At 47.0% G+C, this 19462-nt stretch carries 17 protein-coding genes and 1 tRNA gene; 4 read left to right on the top strand and 14 right to left on the bottom strand.

All coding sequences use genetic code 11. The features are described from left to right. Position 1: 1 nt before the first annotated feature. From ACN0TT_RS12685 to ACN0TT_RS12640, 10 genes are all read right to left on the bottom strand, one after another. Positions 2-74 (bottom strand) — tRNA-Lys (locus ACN0TT_RS12685). Between the two features lie 167 nt (positions 75-241). Then, complete coding sequence (ybgF, locus tag ACN0TT_RS12680) at positions 242-1009, bottom strand: tol-pal system protein YbgF (protein WP_417762527.1); 768 nt, start codon at positions 1007-1009, stop codon at positions 242-244. A 12-nt stretch (positions 1010-1021) separates the two neighbouring features. Continuing rightward, entirely contained in the window at positions 1022-1564 is a 543-nt protein-coding gene (gene pal, locus ACN0TT_RS12675; protein WP_417762526.1) for a peptidoglycan-associated lipoprotein Pal, read from the bottom strand. A 27-nt stretch (positions 1565-1591) separates the two neighbouring features. Beyond that, complete coding sequence (gene tolB / locus ACN0TT_RS12670) at positions 1592-2917, bottom strand: Tol-Pal system beta propeller repeat protein TolB (protein WP_417762525.1); 1326 nt, start codon at positions 2915-2917, stop codon at positions 1592-1594. A gap of 9 nt (positions 2918-2926) precedes the next feature. After that, positions 2927-3889, bottom strand: a complete 963-nt coding sequence (gene tolA, locus ACN0TT_RS12665; protein ID WP_417762524.1) for a cell envelope integrity protein TolA — start codon at positions 3887-3889, stop codon at positions 2927-2929. Position 3890: 1 nt separating this feature from the next. Further along, positions 3891-4328, bottom strand: coding sequence for a protein TolR (gene tolR, locus ACN0TT_RS12660; RefSeq protein WP_417762523.1), 438 nt, complete (start codon positions 4326-4328; stop codon positions 3891-3893). Further along, entirely contained in the window at positions 4325-5014 is a 690-nt protein-coding gene (tolQ, locus tag ACN0TT_RS12655) for a protein TolQ (RefSeq protein ID WP_417762522.1), read from the bottom strand. Before tolQ ends, tolR begins: the two co-directional genes overlap by 4 nt. Continuing rightward, positions 5004-5408, bottom strand: coding sequence for a tol-pal system-associated acyl-CoA thioesterase (gene ybgC, locus ACN0TT_RS12650; RefSeq protein ID WP_417762521.1), 405 nt, complete (start codon positions 5406-5408; stop codon positions 5004-5006). The genes tolQ and ybgC overlap by 11 nt, the downstream gene beginning before the upstream one ends. A gap of 127 nt (positions 5409-5535) precedes the next feature. Next, the gene (locus ACN0TT_RS12645) at positions 5536-7710 is read right to left on the bottom strand and encodes a prolyl oligopeptidase family serine peptidase (RefSeq protein ID WP_417762520.1); all 2175 of its coding nucleotides are present in this window, start codon (positions 7708-7710) and stop codon (positions 5536-5538) included. A gap of 571 nt (positions 7711-8281) precedes the next feature. Next, on the bottom strand, positions 8282-9157 hold the full coding sequence (locus tag ACN0TT_RS12640; RefSeq protein ID WP_417762519.1) for a flagellar protein MotY: 876 nt from the start codon (positions 9155-9157) through the stop codon (positions 8282-8284). 141 nt (positions 9158-9298) lie between these two features. Here ACN0TT_RS12640 and rnt point away from each other — a divergent pair, with 141 nt between their 5' ends. Next, positions 9299-9961: a ribonuclease T gene (gene rnt, locus ACN0TT_RS12635; RefSeq protein WP_417762518.1), complete on the top strand. Its 663-nt coding sequence runs from the start codon at positions 9299-9301 to the stop codon at positions 9959-9961. Between the two features lie 30 nt (positions 9962-9991). On the opposite strand, the gene ACN0TT_RS12630 is transcribed toward rnt, so the two are convergent. After that, positions 9992-10411: a DUF4826 family protein gene (locus ACN0TT_RS12630; RefSeq protein WP_417762517.1), complete on the bottom strand. Its 420-nt coding sequence runs from the start codon at positions 10409-10411 to the stop codon at positions 9992-9994. Positions 10412-10820: 409 nt separating this feature from the next. Here ACN0TT_RS12630 and ACN0TT_RS12625 point away from each other — a divergent pair, with 409 nt between their 5' ends. Continuing rightward, complete coding sequence (locus tag ACN0TT_RS12625; RefSeq protein ID WP_417762578.1) at positions 10821-11855, top strand: Glu/Leu/Phe/Val dehydrogenase dimerization domain-containing protein; 1035 nt, start codon at positions 10821-10823, stop codon at positions 11853-11855. Positions 11856-12033: 178 nt separating this feature from the next. Further along, complete coding sequence (locus ACN0TT_RS12620; RefSeq protein ID WP_417762516.1) at positions 12034-12369, top strand: hypothetical protein; 336 nt, start codon at positions 12034-12036, stop codon at positions 12367-12369. A gap of 19 nt (positions 12370-12388) precedes the next feature. Here the strand turns inward: ACN0TT_RS12620 and ACN0TT_RS12615 are convergent, their stop codons facing one another. From ACN0TT_RS12615 to ppsA, 3 genes are all read right to left on the bottom strand, one after another. After that, entirely contained in the window at positions 12389-12811 is a 423-nt protein-coding gene (locus tag ACN0TT_RS12615) for a MarR family winged helix-turn-helix transcriptional regulator (RefSeq protein WP_417762515.1), read from the bottom strand. 175 nt (positions 12812-12986) lie between these two features. After that, a complete protein-coding gene (locus tag ACN0TT_RS12610; protein ID WP_417762514.1) occupies positions 12987-16025 on the bottom strand; it encodes an FAD-binding and (Fe-S)-binding domain-containing protein in 3039 nt (1012 codons plus the stop codon). A gap of 96 nt (positions 16026-16121) precedes the next feature. Beyond that, positions 16122-18491 carry a phosphoenolpyruvate synthase gene (ppsA, locus tag ACN0TT_RS12605; protein WP_417762513.1) on the bottom strand — a complete coding sequence of 790 codons (2370 nt, stop codon included), beginning with the start codon at positions 18489-18491 and terminating at the stop codon, positions 16122-16124. Between the two features lie 125 nt (positions 18492-18616). Here ppsA and ACN0TT_RS12600 point away from each other — a divergent pair, with 125 nt between their 5' ends. Further along, on the top strand, positions 18617-19429 hold the full coding sequence (locus ACN0TT_RS12600) for a pyruvate, water dikinase regulatory protein (RefSeq protein ID WP_417762512.1): 813 nt from the start codon (positions 18617-18619) through the stop codon (positions 19427-19429). Positions 19430-19462: the final 33 nt, after the last annotated feature.

The following is a 19462-nucleotide window of genomic DNA, read 5'->3' as shown; positions in this document are numbered from 1 at the left end:
GTGGGTCGTGAAGGATTCGAACCTTCGACCAATTGGTTAAAAGCCAACTGCTCTACCGACTGAGCTAACGACCCATTTTTTCAAACTTTACAGCACGTTTCCTTTGTTATTTCAAGTGGCCCCGTGCTGTGGGCGCCTATAATACCGTTTTCAGTTTCTCATGCAAGCGCAAAATCTGCTTTTTTTATTGTTTGCCTGAAAAACCATCTAGCTGGGGATTTTTTGCTTAATTGCAGTTAAATCATGGTTTAATTGCAGCCAATTGTTGTTGTGCAATACGTGCGGCAGCGCTGTTGGCGTATTCTTTCAACACGCGGTTGTAAAAACCGCTAGCAGCATTTTTATCATTTGATTTCTCAGCAATCATTCCAAGCTTCACTAAACTGTCGGCACGCTTCCCTGACTCTTTGTAGTTATTCACTACATTTTCAAAGGCAACTTTCGCTTGCGTTAAGTCACCTTCATTGTAGAGCAGCTGTCCTAACCAGTAGTTAGCATTGTCTGCGTAACTCGAGTTGGGATATTGGCTGATAAAGGTTTTAAATGCGGGAATCGCCTCGGCGTACTGACGTTGCTTCAATACGAGATCAACTGCGCGTTGGTAGGCATCTGTCTCCGAAAGCGAGGAAGGTGCACTATTTGCACTGCTTGCTCCAGCCGATGAACTCACAGCAGGAGCCACGGGTGCCGAAGTACTATTGTTGTTATTGGCCGTAAGATTCGCAATCTCATCGTATAGCTGACGTTGACGCTGCAACATCTGCTGAATTTGATAGTTTTGCTGATCGGTTTGTCCGCGTAAATCCAGCACTTCTTGCTGAAGTGCATCTAAGCGGCGCTGCATGTCAACTTCAGATTGTTGACGAGCTTTAATAATCCGCTCTAAGCGATCAATACGATCTGCGGCGCTACCGCTGTTGCTGTTGCCACCGACTTCAGTGACAGGCGCAGGTGCGGCATAAGCAGCACCTGACAACATCAATGCTATGGCGATAAGCGATTTTTTCATTGCCACTAACCCTTAATAAACTAAAACTGCACGACGATTCTTCGCTTCAGCATCTGGGGTATGTTCCAAATCTGCTGGTTTTTCTTCGCCGTAGCTAACGATGCTCATTTGGCTAGGCAATACGCCTAAACCTTGCATATATTTTGCGACAGCCTTGGCACGACGCTCGCCCAACGCAATGTTGTACTCAGGCGTACCACGTTCATCGGTATGGCCTTCGATCAGTACCCGCACATTAGGGTGCTTGGTCAAGTAATCAGCGTGCGCTTCTAGCAACTGCGCGTAAGTCGCACTAATTTCACTGCGGTCAAACTCAAAGTAAATCACGCTGTCTTGGCGTAACTCTTCAAATTGCTGACGTTGCTGTTCTTCAGGTGTCATCATTTGGCTGGCGCCGCCCATCTCAACACCACCGGCTCCATTAGCACCATATTGACCGCTACCCGTAGTTGCATCACCAGCAGCAGTCTCAGATTCTGAAGTAGAGCTACACGCTGCTAAGGTCATCAACGGCAGTGCAACGGCTAATGTTTTCACAATTTTATTGAATTCCATTACATCATCCTTTTTTTAAATCGTTCGTTATAAAAATGGTGACCATGCTGGCGATTTCACTTCCCCTTCACCAGTTGGCAATCGTGCTTTAAAGCGACCATCAACCGACACTGCGGCAAGCACTTGTTTGCTGCCGTAGGTCGTACCGTAAATTACCATAGTGCCATTAGGCGCGACACTTGGTGATTCATCCAATTTTGTAGACGTTAATACCTGCATAAAGCGAGTTTTTAAGTCCATACGGGCAATATTGAATTTGCCATTAGTACGGTTAACAAAAATCAGGCTATTTCCATCAGGCGTGACTGTCCCACCTAGGTTCCACTCCCCTTCAAAGGTCAAACGTGTCACCTTATTACTCGCCAAGTCCACTTGATACAGTTGTGGACGCCCACCACGTTCTGAGGTGAACAACAGTGACTTACCATCGGGGAACCAAGACGGTTCAGTGTCGATAGCATAATGGTTGGTAATACGTTGCAGTGCACCAGTGGCAATATCCACAACATAAATCTCTGGCTGACCATCTTTAGATAGCGTAATCGCCAGCTTTTTACCATCTGGAGAAAAGCTTGGAGAACCATTAATGCCTTGATAGCTTGTCACTTTGACACGAGTGCGGCTATAGATATCTTGCACGAAGATCTCGGCTTTTTTATTCTCGAAGCTCACATAAGCTAACTTACGGCCATCGGGCGACCATGATGGTGACATCAAAGGCTCCGGTGAACGCAGCAACATCTGTTCGTTGTAACCATCGTAATCTGCAATCATCAACTGATAAGCATTAGTTTCGCGGTGATCAACCACGACATAGGCAATACGTGTTAAGAACGCACCTTTAATGCCGGTAAGTTTTTCATAGACGATATCGCTAATGCGGTGGCCGTACTGACGAAACTGCTCAGCACTGATAACGGTTTGACGACTATCGAGCAGATATTCATTACGAGCTTGCGGCCCCAGCCCCTGCATCTGAGCTTTGACCAGATCAACCAAGTCAAAACTCACCAGATACTGGTTATTACCATAGGGTTTGATGCTACCCATCAAAACCGCTTCGGCTGAGACATTACGCCACAGTTCAGGATTAAAACTGTTAGCCTCACCGATGGAACGCTGACCTAAACCAGTTTCATCCAACGGTTTAAAGGTACCGCTGCGAGTCAAGTCACTAGCAACCACTTCGGAAATGGACGAAGGTGCTGGCGTTGTTCCTTGCCACACAAAAGGCACCACGGCGATAGGTCGAGCAGCGTCGACCCCCTCAGTAATGACAATATCCAATGCGGCAAACGATGGTTTAACCATCACAATCGCCAACAACATTAGACCTTTGACAAACGCTTTCATGGGACTCCTTTAATTAAACTCAGGTCTTACTTCCAGATTAATCTCTTTCATCTGCTGGTAGACGTCAGGCTCTGGCGATACGGGCAAACGCCCTGCTTTATTAATCGCATTTTGCGTTGCACGGCAAACTTGTGGATCACCACCTAAGATACTGACGTTAGTAACAAAACCGTCAGATGCTAAGCGTACTTGCACTTTACAAGATTTACCGCGCATTGAATCATCAACCACCAGATTACGCTGAATAGTTGAAGTGATCATTGCTTTATACTTGTTCACTTCACTCATCAATTGACGTGAACGAGCTGCGCTAAGCTGTGCTTGCTCGGCAGCCAACGCATCTTGCATCTCTTGCTCTTGGCGCCGCCGCGCCTCTTCAACTTGGCGCTTGCGCTCCGCTTCCGCACGAGCTTTACGTTCGGCTTCTTCACGGGCTTTGCGCTCTGCTTCTGCTTTTTTTGCTGCTGCTTCTTCAGCTTTACGTTTGGCTTCGGCTTTTTTCGCAGCCTCTTCAGCGGCTTTTTGCTCTTGCTCTTTTTGCTTACGCGCAGCTTCCGCTTTGGCAGCCTTTTCTTGCTCTTGCTGTTGTTTTATACGAGCAGTTTCCGCAGCTTCTGCGGCTTTTTGCGTTTCGATTTCCTGCTGCTTACGTTGCTCAGCTAATTTCTGAATGCGTTGCTGCTCTTGTTCACGCGCTTTACGCGCATCGTCAGCTTTGCGCTCTAGCTCCGCTTGGCGATCACGCTCTTTACGGGCAGCATCAGCACGCTCTTGACGGACCTGCTTGACGTAGTCATCAACTTTATTCTGTTCAATGGCAACGGCTTTAAGCGCCTCAGGTTGTGCATGAGGCGCTGCCAACATCTCTGGCTTGGACGAAAAATCGATATTAAGCGCCAAAGCCACAATCACACCAACGTGAATAGTTGCCGATACAATTATCGGCAACTTCATACTCTGATTACCGGACACGCTAATTATCCTCCGGTGAGTCAGTCATCAGGCCGACTGATGGTAAACCTGCTTTTTGCAGCGTTGCCATCAACTGAATAACCTTTTCATATGGAATCGCGCGATCGCCTTTAACCACAACTGGACGCTCTGGCTCCACCTGCAAAATAGCAACGACTTGAGAAGTTGCATCGGACACATCGATGGCGGCTTTAATTGGGCTGGCACCGTCGGTGACAAAATAAGCCCCTTCTGCATCTATCGACACAATAATAGGTGGCTTACTATCAGCTGATAGCGGTTCAGCCGCCGCCTGAGGCAAATCAACTTTAACGCCTTGTGAGACAATCGGCGCGGTCACCATAAAGATAATCAACAGCACCAACATCACGTCGATGTAAGGTACTACGTTGATTTCAGCGACCGGCCGACGCCGTTTACGCTGGTAACCTTGGTTCATGCTTCTTCCCTGTCACTGTAGGCTTGACGGTGCAAAATACTGGAAAACTCTTCCATAAAATTGGCATAAGCCATTTCAAGCTTCTCTACTTGGGTAGAAAAACGGTTGTAAGCAATTACGGCTGGAATCGCGGCAAAAAGCCCCATTGCCGTGGCAATCAAGGCTTCCGCAATACCGGGCGCAACCATCGCCAAAGTGGCGTTTTGTACCGCGCCCAATGCGATAAAGGCATTCATGATCCCCCACACGGTACCAAACAGACCGATATACGGACTGGTTGAACCTATGGTCGCCAGTAATGGCAGATGGGTTTCCATCTTTTCTAACTCTTTAGATAAGGCAATGCGCATCGCCCGATAGCTACCGTCCATAATGGCACCCGGCACTTTATGGCTGGTCTTGTTGAGTCGGGCATACTCTTTAAAGCCCGACACAAACATGCTTTCCATACCTGCGTTGCTATCTTGACGTGATGACAGTTCTTGGTAGAACTTATTGAGATCTACGCCTGACCAGAACTTTTCTTCAAATCGTTCGGCATTACGGCGGGCATCACCCAATACTCGGCGTCGCTGGAGAATAACCCCCCATGAGACGATGGAGAGCGTCAACAACGTCAACATGACAAATTTCACCAGTAAACTGGCTTGTAGAAATAATCCAATAAATGAGATTTCAGCGTTCACCTTGCTTAAACTCCTGCAAAATGTGGGGCGGTATGGCAACGGGTTTCATTTTAGATAGTGATACCGACACGACCACGACGGCCGCTGCGCAATAAACTTGGCCGTCAGTATCGACAAGTTGTTGATCAAACACGAGTGAGGCACGTTTGGTTTCGGCAATCGTAGTGGTAACTTCAAGTTGCTGCTCAAAGCGCGCCGCTTTACGAAAATCAATATCTGCGTGCCTAACAACAAAAGCAATATCATTCGCCAACAATTGCTGCTGACTAATGCCGAGTGCACGCAGCCATTCGGTACGGGCACGTTCAAAAAAATTTAAATAGTTTGAGTGATATACCACGCCACCGGCGTCAGTATCTTCGTAATAAACAGTAATCGGCCAGCGAAACATCATTGATTGCTCAGTCCCTGCCACAAATGATGCCTACTATACCGATCCGCCCACAGATTGTGAATGGCATAACGGCAAAGGAGGCACGAAGGCCTCCAGTTTATTTTTATTAAGCTTAACCGTCGCTTAATCAGCGGATCTCGCTTGGAAGCTGTAAACCGAACGACTGCCACAAGAACGTGTAAATGTCCGCTTGTTCGTCAATCTGCATTGCTGTCGGTTTACCCCCACCATGACCAGCTTTACTCTCGATACGCATGATGATTGGTTTATCACCTTGCTGTTTAGCTTGCATCATCGCACCAAACTTAAAGCTATGGGCGGGTACCACGCGATCATCGTGGTCGGCAGTCATGATCATCGTGGCTGGATACGCCCGCGCTTTCACATTGTGATACGGCGAGTATGCCAACAGTGCCGGAAATTGCTCAGCGTTATCGGCGCTACCGTATTCACTGGTCCAGGCCCAGCCGATGGTGAACTTTTGGAAGCGTAACATATCGAGTACGCCTACCGCTGGCAATACCGCGGCAAATAAGTCTGGCCGTTGAGTTACTGCGGCGCCCATCAACAAGCCACCATTGCTACGACCATAAGCACCCAACTTCTTGCTATTGGTATAGCCTTGATCAATCAAGTACTCTGCAGCTGCATAATAGTCATCAAACACATTTTGCTTTTTATCCAACATGCCTTGTTGATGCCAGCTCTCACCATATTCCGCACCACCGCGAATGTTAGGAACCGCGTAAATACCGCCCATGTCCATCCAAGCAATATTCGCTGGGCTAAAGCGTGGCGTCATCGAAATGGCAAAACCACCATAGGCGTACAACAAGGTTGGATTATCACCCGTTTTCTTCATTCCTTTTTTATAGGAAATCAACATCGGAATGCGAGTGCCATCCTTGCTAGTGTAAAACACTTGCTCGGAGCTGTAGTCATTTGGATCAAATGCTACTTTCGGCTGGTTATAGATGCTAGATTGGCCAGTTTTAAAATCGTACTTATAAATGGTATTAGGTTGAATGTAGCTGTTGTAGCTGTAATAAAAGTAATCTTTATCCGCATCACCGAGTGGGCCAACCACACTCCCCTGACCGGGCATAGCAACATCTTGCAGCTTTTTACCATCCATTGAGTAAATTGCCATTTTGCCGAGCACATCGTGCAAAGTGGTTACCACCAAGTGCTGATTGATGATACCAAGGTCAGAGATCGGATCTTCGGACTCAGGAATAATCGTCTGCCAATGCGCTTTGTCGGGTTGGCGAATATCAATGGCAATCACTTTACCGTTGGGTGCTTGGTAGTCAGTCTTGAAATAGAACCGCGTTTTGTCGTTACCGATGAAGACATATTGCGCTTCCAGTTCTGGTAATAACTCAACCACTTGAGCATTCTCGTCAGCAAGCGATTTGTAAAAGAACCGATTACGGCTGTCAGTACCTTGTGAGACGAAGAACAACAGATAATTACCGTCTTCACTTACTTCAATGCCATAGCCCCAGTCAGGTTGGTCTGGCCGTTGGTACACCAACTGATCTTCACTTTGCTCGGTACCTATTTTATGGAAATAGATTTTTTGGCCATAGTTGGTGTCAGCCATTACATCGCCGCCTTTGGGGGCGTCGTAGCGAGCGTAATATACGCCAGTGTTTTGTTTGTTCCATGTTGCGGAAGAAAACTTAATCCACTCCAGCTTGTCGCTTAGCGGTTTACCTGAACCTACATCGATGAAATGCCATGTTTGCCAGTCAGAACCTGACGCTGACACACCATAGGCTAGCGTTTTGCCGTCTTTACTGATGCTGGTGCCACTCAGTGCCACCGTACCATCACTGGATAACGTGTTCGGATCCAGCAAGACACGCTCCGCGCCACTTTTATCGGTAACATACAACACCCATTGCGCCTGCAATCCGTCGTTACGGAAATGAAAGGTGTAATCACCGCGATCTGTGGGTGTGCTTACTTTTTCGTAATTCCACAAATGGGTAATACGGTCAACCACCGCTTGTTTATTGGGAATCGCATTCAAGTAGTCTTTGCCATATTGCTGCTCGGCTTTAACCCAAGCCTGCGTTGCAGCAGAGTCTTCTTCCAAGTGGCGATATGGGTCGGCCACAACCGTGCCATGCAGGGTTTCAGTATAATCAGTGCTACGTACGGCTGGATATGCAGCTAATGCAGGCTGCTTCACATTTTCACTCGTTACATCAGTCGTTGTTGAGTCGCATCCGCTAATTCCAGTACAACTTAACAACGCAAATACAAGCATTCCCCTTTTGTGCTTATTCAGCATAATTTTCCCTCTGTCCGTCAAAAGTCCGTTTATTGACATCATCAATCGACGCAAAACCCTTAATATACGGAGAAATTTTGCGAGGGGAAGCACACAATTGCAAAGGGTTGTGTCAAATTAGTGAAATTTGTAATTCAACCGTGAATTTGGATTAAAAAAACAAATTGATTAGTTATGCAGTTTTTAGGAATTTTTCAGCAAACCCTTTTGCAGCAGTAGCTAAGAGCGATCACCCAACAATTATTACATTAGTTTTTCTTATGGATTACTGCAATTTTTCTCGTTTGTTGATGAACAACTTTGGTCCTAGAATGCTCACCAAGTTGAAGCGGCACAGAGTGCTACTTCGAAATGGAATTTAACAGTAACTGTGATTACGGTTACTTGTACGATTTCTTATGCTTGACTTCCTTCCTTCAATTTGTTGATTGCGATAATTTTTTATGTTGCCCATTCTTTTGAATGGGCTTTTTTTTGCCCAATCTCCCAATAAAAAAGTTAGCTCACTGGCTGACTCTCTCAAACTCGAAATATGATGTTAATTTTGCTTCAGCTTTTTAGCCGCCTACAACTACTCCACATCTTTTGACATACGGATGACAACACGACGGTTAACAGTACGCTGATCGGCGGTAGTGTTAGAAGCCACATGACGATTCTCACCGTGTCCCGCAGTACGAATGTTTATCTCAGACAAACCTTGCTGGACTAATAACTGTTTAAGATCTTCTACGCGTTTGTCAGACATACGTTGGTTGACGCTTTTTGAGCCGTAACTGTCGGTATAACCATCGAGCAATACCAGCTCAATATTTTTATCGTATTGCAGATACGTTTCTAAGCGCTTCAACTGCATTCGAGAATAAGGAGTGAGTTCTGATGTGCCCTCTTTATAGTTCAACACGGTAAAGGCGATATCATCAAAACTGTATGGCAATAAACCGGAAACACATTGACGGAACTGCGCATACTCTTGTTGAAAATTGACAGCCGACAAACCAACAGCGACTTCACTTTGGCTATCGTTCCAATCGGTGTAATAAAAAGTAGGCTGCATACCGACTTGTAACTCGTTCAGCATGGTCCAAGCGGTTTTCTTAGGCACTTCACCATTGAAATACTTCTTGTAATGCAAGCTGGTGATAGTGCGCGACATCACACCCGGTCGCCACTGAGGGGCCTTGCTGAGCAACTTAGCATTGGTCACCGATTCCGGTTTCTGCCACATGTCTAGCACAAACTGTAGGTTGAGGTCTTTGCCTGAGGTACTGGTAAACACCGCTTTACCATAGGCGGGAATGTCATGCTCAAGGGTACATTGCAGCGGTGAACTCGTACTCACACGCCACTGCGACTGCTCTAAGGTTGCTAAATAATGGCGCAACTCGGCATTTGCATGACTAGACAGCAGCAGAGGTAGCGCTAGTAACACCAATTTTCGCAACATCGAATACCCCACATATTTCTTCTATGAGTGTACTATCGGCCAATCTTTCTTGTTCTTTAGCTGATATATTGAGCAATCAAACATGACACCATTGCTTTGATTTAGCATAATAGCCGCCTTTAAAAAGTCCAGGGGCTACAGATGAATCCACCGGTTGAGAGTAACCAATTAAAATACCGTTTTCGAGGGTACTATCCCGTTGTAATTGACGTGGAAACGGCCGGATTTAACGCGAAAACGGACGCATTGCTCGAGATCGCCGCATCATTATTAAAGATGGATGACGATGGCAATTTGCAGATCGACCGCACCTTGCACTTTCATGTAGAACCCTTCGCCGGCGCCAATCTAGAGCCTGATGCACTCGCATTCAATGGCATCGACCCTGACAATCCATTGCGCGGAGCCGTCAGCGAGGCCGAAGCGTTAAAAGAAATCTGCAAAGCCGTTAAAAAAAACCTTAAGCAGTTTGATTGCCATCGCGCCATTATTGTTGCGCACAATGCAGCGTTTGATCATGGTTTTGTCAGTCAAGCAATTGAGCGTTGTAGCATTAAGCGCTCACCTTTCCACCCTTTCGCTACCTTTGATACTGCCACACTGGCGGGGTTGGCGCTGGGCCATACCGTACTAGCAAAGGCCTGTAGCATCGCGGGGATCCCGTTCGACAATAAGGAGGCGCACTCCGCCTTATATGATACTGAACGTACTGCCGAACTATTCTGCCTCATCGTTAATCGCTGGAAAGCACTTGGTGGCTGGCCAGTGGCACCTACCGAAGCGATTGAAGCAACTCTCGAATAAAACAACACCCGCCATGAGCGGGTGTTTTTATTAAGCCTTTTGCCAGACTTTTTCATCTTGGTACATGGCAAACAAACTTTCAGCGCGAGAAATCAACAAACCAGCGTATTGCTTTTGAGTATTGTCACGTAAGCCGTTTTGGATCAGGTTTTCCGCCTTTAACTGCCACGCAAGTGAGAAATGGCGTAGCACTTCACGCGCGTCTTTAGCGACGTCAGCCGCCACCAAATCGGTAGGTAAATCGCCACTAATCACCCAGTACACTGTTTTACTAGGTCGCGTTGTAGCGATTTTCCATACTGCGACATAAGGCGCAAAATAGCGGCTCTCCGCTACCAGCACTTTGTTGGGAATAATGCCCTTTTCTGCCAAAAAGCGGTTGGCTTTTTGAAACTGTTCACGAGCCCACTGCGACTCTGCCGCTTCGGCATTGCTTGACGCTTCGGTCATATCTCTTCCTTACTACATTGTTATTTTTGGTTGACCGTTAGACTCAACTTGTTGCTGAACCAATCAGCTGGAAAGCTAAATTTCCAACGCCTGATTTACCTGTGCAACATCGGAGTGGTTGATTTAACCACTAGATGCTATCGTTCCGCTGCGCCTATCTCAAGCGAAAAGCCATAAACCTGACCATTACCGTCAACTGCTGCATAATTTTGCAGCAAATTTATGACCCTCTTTGCTGTAAGTCGCACTAACTTGATAAAACGTTTATCAACTCAAAAGTGATTGATAACGCGATATAACCAATACACAACGTGGCATTTTATTGTGCTTTCCGTTCTTACTTAATATAAATCATACGGTTAAGTAGAATGTCGCGGTTTTTATTGATTAACGATATATGGAGAATTTTGTGGCGGTATTTAACCATCCATCTTTTGACGAACACGAACAGGTTGTTTTTTGTCACGATAAAGCCAGCGGCTTAAAAGCGATTATCGCCGTACACAACACCAACCTTGGCCCCGCGTTTGGTGGCACCCGCATGTGGAATTATGCGTCTGACGAAGAAGCGCTCAACGATGTTCTCCGTTTATCTAAAGGCATGACCTATAAAAATGCCATGGCAGGTCTCACCATGGGCGGCGGCAAGTCAGTTATTATTGCCGATCCCAAGAACACCCCCAACCGTGAAGCGCTATTTACGGCGTTTGGTCGTTTTGTTAACAGTCTTGGAGGTCGTTATGTCGCGGCTGAAGACGTAGGTACAACACCTGCAGATATCAAAATTGCCAGCAGCCAAACGCCTTTCGTGGCAGGCCTTGAGGGTAAAAGTGGTGACCCATCACCTTTTACCGCTTTAGGAACTTACCTAGGTATTAAAGCTGCCGTTAAACACCAATTAGGCCGTGATTCATTGTCTGGCTTACGTATCGCCGTACAGGGTGTTGGACATGTGGGTTATTACCTATGCCAGCATCTGCACCGCGAAGGTGCCAAATTGATCGTCACAGATATCCACCAGCCCAACCTCGAGCGGGTAGCGAACGATGTTGGCGCAACCGTGGTTGCACCACAGGATATTTACGCGCAAGACGTAGACGTTTATGCGCCGTGCGCACTCGGGGCAACAATCAACGACGTCACACTGCCACAGCTTAAAGCGAAGATTATTGCGGGTTGTGCTAATAACCAACTGGCGGAAATGCGGCATGCGCAGGAGTTACAGCAACGCGGCATTTTATACGCCCCAGATTATGTCATTAATGCTGGCGGCATTATCAACGTATCTTTTGAAAATCAGTATGATACGCAGCAGTCCACCGCTAAAGTTGAGCAGATTTATGACACGCTCCTAAGCGTATTTAGCCAAGCTGATGCACAGTCGCGCACAACCGCTGATGTGGCGGATGAGATGGCACGTGCACTGATAAATCGCGCAAAATAAGCACAGAAATTAGCGCGGGTTGCCAAGGTAACTGGCGCTTTCTGGCCCGACCAATTAAATTTCCAGCCCCGCCATACAGTTACACTTTATTAACATAAAATTCATCATCTCGTAGTGGCATAGAGCGATTTACTCTGCTTGAATCTTAGTTATAGCGACGATCAATGGAGCACGCGACATGGTCAAATTTAACTATGACATTGCGCATCATAAAGTGGAATTTAGTGCTAGCGAATGGACAGGCTTAGAGTCGCTTTCGGTCAATGGCAAAACGGTTTCCCGTAAGTTCAATTTTGCCCCGCAAACGGAACATACCTTCGAGTTAACTAACGGTGATAACTGCAAGTTGCAGTTATTGATTGATATGACCGGCAGTCATACCATTTGTCGTATTTACCGGCGAGATGAGCTAATCACCAGCCTAAAGCACTTATCACGCAAGAGCGGAGTGCAATTAGGCGGTTATTTTGCATTGTTACTGATCGCCTCAAGTTTACTTTTAGCATACATCTAACCACGACGAGTACTTTTCGCTATTCAGCAGTTTGACGATTCACTTTCTTGAGCAGCGCCAGTAACACGGCGCGTTCGTCGTCGTTGAGCTTACCCAAAAACATCTCATTGACACGTTCGGCCTCACAGATCAGGTCTTGCTCCATCGCTTTGGCTTGTGGAGTTAAAAAGATTTGGAAGGTACGACGGTTATCTTCTTCTTGATGGCGCCGTATTAAACCCTGCGCCTGCAGTTGGTCAAGAAAACGGGTCATGGTGTAGTTGGCAACATCACACCGCTTAGAAAGCTCAGTCTGACTTAAGCCTTCCTCTTGTAGCAGTGCAAATATCACTGGCCATAACTTGATGTCGATCTGATATAGCTGCAGGCGTGAGTCTAGCTCCTGCAAAATATCTTGGTTCAGGTGAGCGACTAAATAACCTAAACTTTCATCTCGGTTCAAAGAACACCTCCCATCTTTCGAGCCTGTGATACTTTATTAAACTACCTCCGCACGAAATTTGCACGGCCGAGATGATTAACTCTGCGCCAAACTCACCTACCCCAATGTTTTATCAGCAAATTAATTTTTGATAAAAAAGGGAACCACAGGTCCCCGCTCCAATCACGCGAGAATGTTAAGCATTCGCCGCGGAATAAAGCTCCAAAATCGCTTCGATAGGATGTTTAGCTCTAAAGCCACCTAAGCGCTTCACTTGGCTGCGACAGGAATAGCCAGAAATCAAAATCTGTTCTTTCGGCGTATTCTCAATCGCCTGTTGCCATGACATCTCATACAACGCTTTAGAGCGCTCAAGATTATCAATTTCATGGCCGTAGGTGCCCGCCATCCCGCAGCAACCTAAATTAACGCTGTTACACTCTGCGCCAAGGTGAGCGAAGATATACTGCCAGTCTTTGGCAGTATTTGGCTTAGCACTGGATTCGGTGCAATGACTGAACCAGGTAAATTTACGCCCCGATGGCGCCAGTGTTGGCAGTTGTGGTAAGCGTTGTAACAACCACTCGTTAGGCAACTGCACGTCAAAATTGCCGCGCGCTGCGCCCAATGCAACTTTGTACTCATCGCGATAAACCAGCACCAATGCCGGATCAACCCCTACCATTGGCATGCCGAGCGCAGCGACTTGGTTTAAGAAATCTGAGGCGGATTTAGCGATGCGGGCAAATTTATCCAAAAAGCCTTTGATATGGGCAGGCTTACCGTTGGGCTTAAATGGCAGTAATACTGGTTTGTAACCCAGCAGCTCAACCAACCGAATAAAGTGGAATACCAATTCTGCATCGTAAAAACTGTTGAATGGGTCTTGCACCACTAACACGTATTGAGCACGCTCTGCCACTGGTATTTTCTGTAGTGCTTCCAAGTCATAGCCGCGACAATGATGACCATCGAGCATCTGGCTTAGGGTGGGGACAGATAGCGCTGGGGCATCGACATAGCCAAGCGCTTGTTTGATCACCCATTTACTCAAACTATTCTGCGCGGCAAAGTTGGCCAATTTAGGCGCTTTCACCATCAACTGTACTGAGTCTTCAATGCTACCAACGAGATAGTCTTTCGCTGGGCGTAAATAACGGCCATAGTACATATTAAAGAACTGAGCTCGGAATTTAGGCACATCGACACGCACAGGACACTGACCCGAACAGGCTTTACACGCTAGACAACCTTTCATCGACTCCATCACATCGTGTGAGTAGTCATATTCTTTGTCTTTATTTATCGTGTTTTGCATACGCTGCCACAAACTCGCAGGCTTAGCCCGCGCCAGAGCGTTGACATCCACCCCTTCGGCTTCGAGCAGGCGTAACCATTCCCGCATTAATCCGGCTCGCCCTTTAGGTGAATGAATACGATCGCCGGTCACTTTAAATGAGGGACACATCGGCGAAAAACGACTGTAGTTAAAGCACAAGCCGTTGCCATTACAGTCCATCACATCAGGGAAAGCATCACGCACGTTGACGGGGATTTGCCGATCAAACTTACCGCGTTTGGTACTATCAACGTTATAGACCATCGGGCCGCTATCTTTCGGTGCCACTAGCTTGCCTGGGTTAAGACGGTTATGCGGATCAAATAGTGACTTAATCTGCTCCAACTCGCCATATAACTCCTCTCCAAACACGGCGGGGCCGTATTCGCCACGTACACCTTTGCCATGTTCCCCCCACATCAACCCACCATATTTACGGGTCAAGGCCGCCACTTCATCAGAAACCTGCTTCAGCAGTTTTTCATCTTCTGGGTCGCACATATCTAACGCGGGACGCACATGCAGCACACCAGCGTCCACGTGGCCAAACATGCCATATTGCAGTTTATGGCTATCAAGCAAGGCACGAAATTCCATGATGTAGTCAGCCAAAGACTCCGGCGGTACGGCAGTATCTTCAGCAAATGCGATAGGTTTACGGCGGCCCTTGGTCGCGCCAAGCAAGCCCACGGCTTTTTTACGCATGGCGTAAATCTTAGCGATAACACCAGCATCACGGGCAATTTGGTAACCCACGACGCCTTTTTCAGTGCCAGCAATTTGCTGTTCTAGGCGCATACACAGCGCTTCGGCACGCTGTTCAACATCCTGCTCATCGCCAGCAAATTCAACCATGTTTAGGCCATCAATCTCTTTGCCGGGTACCGCTTGAATATAATCGGACACTGAGTGCCAAATAATATCTTCCCGAGCGAGATTTAACACTTTGGAGTCAACGGTTTCTACCACTGTAGCGTTGGCTTTTACTAGGTCAGGAGCATGACGTAACGCCGATTCAAAGCTGTCGTATTTGATGTTAACCATCAACCGACTTTTCGGCAGCGGTAGCACATTTAGCTTGGCCTCAGTGACTACGGCCAACGTCCCTTCGGCACCGGCGAGAATACGGCTAAGGTTAAATTTGCTGAGGTCATCGTTCCATACGTGCTTGAGATCATAGCCCGTAAGAAAACGGTTCATATCGGGAAAGCGTTCAAGGATAAGCGCCCGCTTATCGGCACAGCGTTGCGCAACCTCAACCGTAATACGATCCGCTAATGATTGGCTACCATCAGGCAATGCCGAAACAGCTATCTCGTCGCTTACCATTACAGAGCCATCAACTAAGACACTTTTGAGTGACAACACGTGATCTGAGGTTTTGCCATATACCAATGAGCCCGCACCCGAGGCATCAGTAGCGATCATGCCGCCTAACGTGGCGCGATTGGAGGTAGAAAGGTCGGGAGAGAAAAACAATCCATGCGGCCGCAGCGCGTCATTAAGCTGATCTTTAATTACCCCGGCTTCGACTTTGACCCAGCCTTCTGCCGCATTGATTTCAATAATGCGGTTCATATGACGGCTGAGATCCAGCACAATCCCATGGGTCAATGACTGACCGTTAGTGCCTGTACCGCCACCGCGTGCACTAAATACTACCTTTTCAAACTGAGGTTGTGCGCCTACACGTAGAGCGAGTGCCACATCGGCGGAGTTTTTGGGATAAATGACCGCCTGCGGTAAAAACTGGTACACCGAGTTATCAGTCGCCTGCGCCATACGCGCGCTATAACGCGTATCAATATCGCCAGCGAAACCTGCATCCTTTAATGAGGTTAAATATTGAAGATAAACAGGTTCCAACGCCTGTTGATGCGATAACAAGGGTAACATGCACGTCTCACTTTATAATTCCGTTTTGGCGCCATTATAAACAAAAAGAAGCCACTAAAAAGTGGCTTCTTTAACAAGCTATTAATATTGTGAGAATTAGCTATGGGCTTCGGCGAGATACAGCCAAGTATCAATCACTGTATCAGGGTTAAGCGATACGGTATCGATGCCCTGCTCTACCAGCCATGCCGCAAAATCAGCGTGATCTGAAGGCCCTTGACCACAGATACCAACGTAGGCACCTTTTTTCTTACACGCTTGAATCGCCATTGCCAGCAGTTTTTTCACCGCGGCGTTGCGCTCATCAAACAGGTGGCTGATGATACCGCTGTCGCGGTCGAGCCCAAGAGATAACTGGGTCAGGTCGTTAGAACCGATAGAGAAACCATCGAAGATTTCGAGGAACTCATCCGCCAGCAGTGCATTTGATGGCACTTCACACATCATGATGACGCGCAGCCCATCTTTACCTCGCTCTAGACCCTGCTCTTGCAGCAGTTCCACCACTTTACGGCCTTCGTCCAACGTGCGTACGAACGGGATCATCACTTCAACATTGGTCAATCCCATGTCATTACGTACCCGTTTAATCGCTTCACATTCTAAGGCGAAGCAATCACGGAAAGATTCAGACACATAACGGCTCGCACCGCGGAAGCCCAACATCGGGTTTTCTTCATCTGGCTCGTATAAATCACCGCCCACTAAGTTTGCGTATTCGTTTGACTTGAAGTCAGACATACGCACAATCACTTTCTTCGGATAGAACGCTGCGGCGATTGAAGCAATACCTTCCACTAAGCGGGCAACGTAATACTCAACAGGGGATTCGTAACCAGCGATCATCTCGGTAATTTCAGCTTTCAGCGCTTCATCTTGCTGGTCAAATTCCAACAAGGCTTTAGGGTGAATACCGATCATACGGTTGATGATAAATTCAAGACGCGCTAAGCCCACACCTGCACTAGGTAAGCGTGCGAAATCGAAAGCGCGATCAGGGTTACCAACGTTCATCATGATTTTCATTGGTAATTCAGGCATAGAATCAACGCGGCTAGATACCATGTCGAATACTAATTTGTTCTGGTAGATGTAACCAGTATCCCCTTCAGCGCAAGATACGGTGACTTCTTGGCCGTTTTGAATGCGATCTGTCACATCACCACAACCAACCACCGCAGGTACACCAAGCTCGCGCGCAATAATTGCTGCGTGGCAAGTACGGCCACCACGGTTAGTCACAATGGCGCTAGCGCGCTTCATGATGGGTTCCCAATCTGGGTCGGTCATATCTGTTACTAACACATCACCCGGTTGGATCTTGTCCATTTCATCAAGTGATTTAAGCACTTTGGCGGTACCTGCACCGATCTTGTGTCCAATTGCGCGGCCTTCGGCAATCACTTCACCACGTTCTTTCAGATGGTAACGTTCGATGGTTTGCACATCTTCACGAGAACGCACGGTTTCCGGACGCGCCTGTACAATGTACAGCTTGCCATCATTGCCATCTTTGGCCCACTCGATATCCATCGGACGACCATAGTGTTTTTCAATAATCAATGCTTGCTCGGCCAGTGCCATCACTTCAGCATCGGAGATAGAAAATTGGCGACGTTTTGCGGAGTCAACATCTTCAATTTTTACTTGCTTGCCGTGAGATTGGTCATCGGAGTACACCATTTGAATCAACTTGCTACCGATATTGCGGCGTACGACAGCTTGCTTGCCAGCTTTGAGTATCGGTTTATGCACGTAGAATTCATCGGGGTTAACAGCGCCCTGCACGACCATCTCGCCCAAGCCATAAGCAGAGGTAATAAACACCACGTCGTCATTGCCGGATTCAGTGTCGATAGTAAACATCACACCTGAAGCAGCTTTATCTGAACGCACCATCCGCTGAACACCAGCCGACAACGCCACACCGCGGTGATCGTAACCTTGGTGTACGCGATAAGAGATCGCACGGTCATTAAACAATGAGGCAAATACATGTTTAATTGCCACTAATACCGCATCATAGCCTTTGACGTTCAAGAAGGTTTCTTGTTGACCAGCAAACGATGCATCAGGCATGTCTTCCGCGGTGGCAGAAGAGCGTACCGCAAAAGATGCGTCTTTGGTTTGCTGAGCGAGTTGGTCATAGGCTTGATGAATTGCAGCTTCGAGGTCTGGTTGGAATGGTGTATCAATGATCCAAGATCTGATTTGTGCACCTACTTTTGCCAATTCATTGACATCGTCCACATCCAATGTGTCAAGGATTTCATATATCTTCTGGTTGACACCGCTTTGCTCTAGAAATTCGTTAAACGCGTAAGCTGTTGTCGCAAAGCCACCGGGTACTTGAACACCGGCATTGGCCAGGTTACTAATCATCTCACCAAGGGAAGCGTTTTTACCGCCCACCTTGCTGACATCGTCCATGCCTAATTCCTGATACCAGAGTATATATTGCTGCACAGTTCTATCTCCGCAAGTTTATTTTGAGTGGCCCTTTCAAAAGGGGGCCAAGGCATTTTACACTTCACAAATATGAGCGTAAATGCATAATTTTATTTGTAATTTTTTTACTACAAGAGGTCATTATGACACCGAAAGTTTTCTATATTTCTGATGGAACAGCCATTACTGCCGAGGTGTTTGGCCATGCGGTTTTATCGCAATTTCCGCTTAAATTTGATTCAGTTACCATTCCTTTCGTTGAAACAACCTCACGCGCAGAAGCTGTAAAGAAACAAATAAATGATAGTTTTATTACCACAGGTCAGCGGCCGTTAGTGTTCCATTCCATCGTAAATCCAGACATTCGCGACATCATTTATTCCAGCGAAGGCCTCGATTACGACTTTTTGAATACCTTTGTAGCACCACTCGAACAACAGCTCGGAGTACAAGCGATGCCGACGATGCACCGTACTCATAGTATGCTTAATCGGGGTTACGATAATCGTATCGATGCGGTGAACTTTGCGCTGGAAAACGATGATGGTCAGACACTGAAACACCTCGATAAAGCGGACATCATTTTGGTGGGGGTATCACGTTGCGGCAAAACGCCGTCTAGTCTGTATCTTTCCATGCAGTTCGGTATTAAAGCAGCCAACTATCCGTTTATTCAGGAGGATATGGATAATTTAAAACTGCCAGAATCGCTTAAAAAGAATAAAGCGAAACTGTTTGGCCTGACAATTGACCCGGTTCGTTTACATGAGATTCGCCAAAACCGCCTCGAGAACAGTCGTTACGCTTCCTTACGCCAATGCCGCTTAGAAGTAAAAGAGGTAGAAATGTTATTTAAGAAAGAACGTATTCCTTATATTGATACCACACACCAATCGGTTGAAGAGATCGCCACTAAGATTTTGGACATGGCCGGTTTAGATCGGCATATGTTCTAAATCGCCCTCGTACGCCCTATCCACTCGTTTTTA

This window comes from Shewanella sp., assembly GCF_048265805.1.
Lineage (GTDB): Bacteria > Pseudomonadota > Gammaproteobacteria > Enterobacterales > Shewanellaceae > Shewanella.
Note: the sequence above shows the minus strand (reverse complement) of the source record. Positions and strands in the feature narration are given on the sequence as shown.

Bases quoted from the DNA above. Each gene is read 5' to 3' on its own strand.
- tolR (WP_417762523.1), bottom strand. From the start codon at position 4,328: ATGAACCAAGGTTACCAGCGTAAACGGCGTCGGCCGGTCGCTGAAATC.
- ybgC (WP_417762521.1), bottom strand. From the start codon at position 5,408: ATGATGTTTCGCTGGCCGATTACTGTTTATTACGAAGATACTGACGCC.
- ACN0TT_RS12620 (WP_417762516.1), top strand. From the start codon at position 12,034: ATGGTCAAATTTAACTATGACATTGCGCATCATAAAGTGGAATTTAGT.
- ACN0TT_RS12645 (WP_417762520.1), bottom strand. From the start codon at position 7,710: ATGCTGAATAAGCACAAAAGGGGAATGCTTGTATTTGCGTTGTTAAGT.
- ACN0TT_RS12640 (WP_417762519.1), bottom strand. From the start codon at position 9,157: ATGTTGCGAAAATTGGTGTTACTAGCGCTACCTCTGCTGCTGTCTAGT.
- pal (WP_417762526.1), bottom strand. From the start codon at position 1,564: ATGGAATTCAATAAAATTGTGAAAACATTAGCCGTTGCACTGCCGTTG.
- ybgF (WP_417762527.1), bottom strand. From the start codon at position 1,009: ATGAAAAAATCGCTTATCGCCATAGCATTGATGTTGTCAGGTGCTGCT.
- rnt (WP_417762518.1), top strand. From the start codon at position 9,299: ATGAATCCACCGGTTGAGAGTAACCAATTAAAATACCGTTTTCGAGGG.
- ACN0TT_RS12630 (WP_417762517.1), bottom strand. From the start codon at position 10,411: ATGACCGAAGCGTCAAGCAATGCCGAAGCGGCAGAGTCGCAGTGGGCT.
- ACN0TT_RS12610 (WP_417762514.1), bottom strand. From the start codon at position 16,025: ATGTTACCCTTGTTATCGCATCAACAGGCGTTGGAACCTGTTTATCTT.
- ACN0TT_RS12600 (WP_417762512.1), top strand. From the start codon at position 18,617: ATGACACCGAAAGTTTTCTATATTTCTGATGGAACAGCCATTACTGCC.
- tolB (WP_417762525.1), bottom strand. From the start codon at position 2,917: ATGAAAGCGTTTGTCAAAGGTCTAATGTTGTTGGCGATTGTGATGGTT.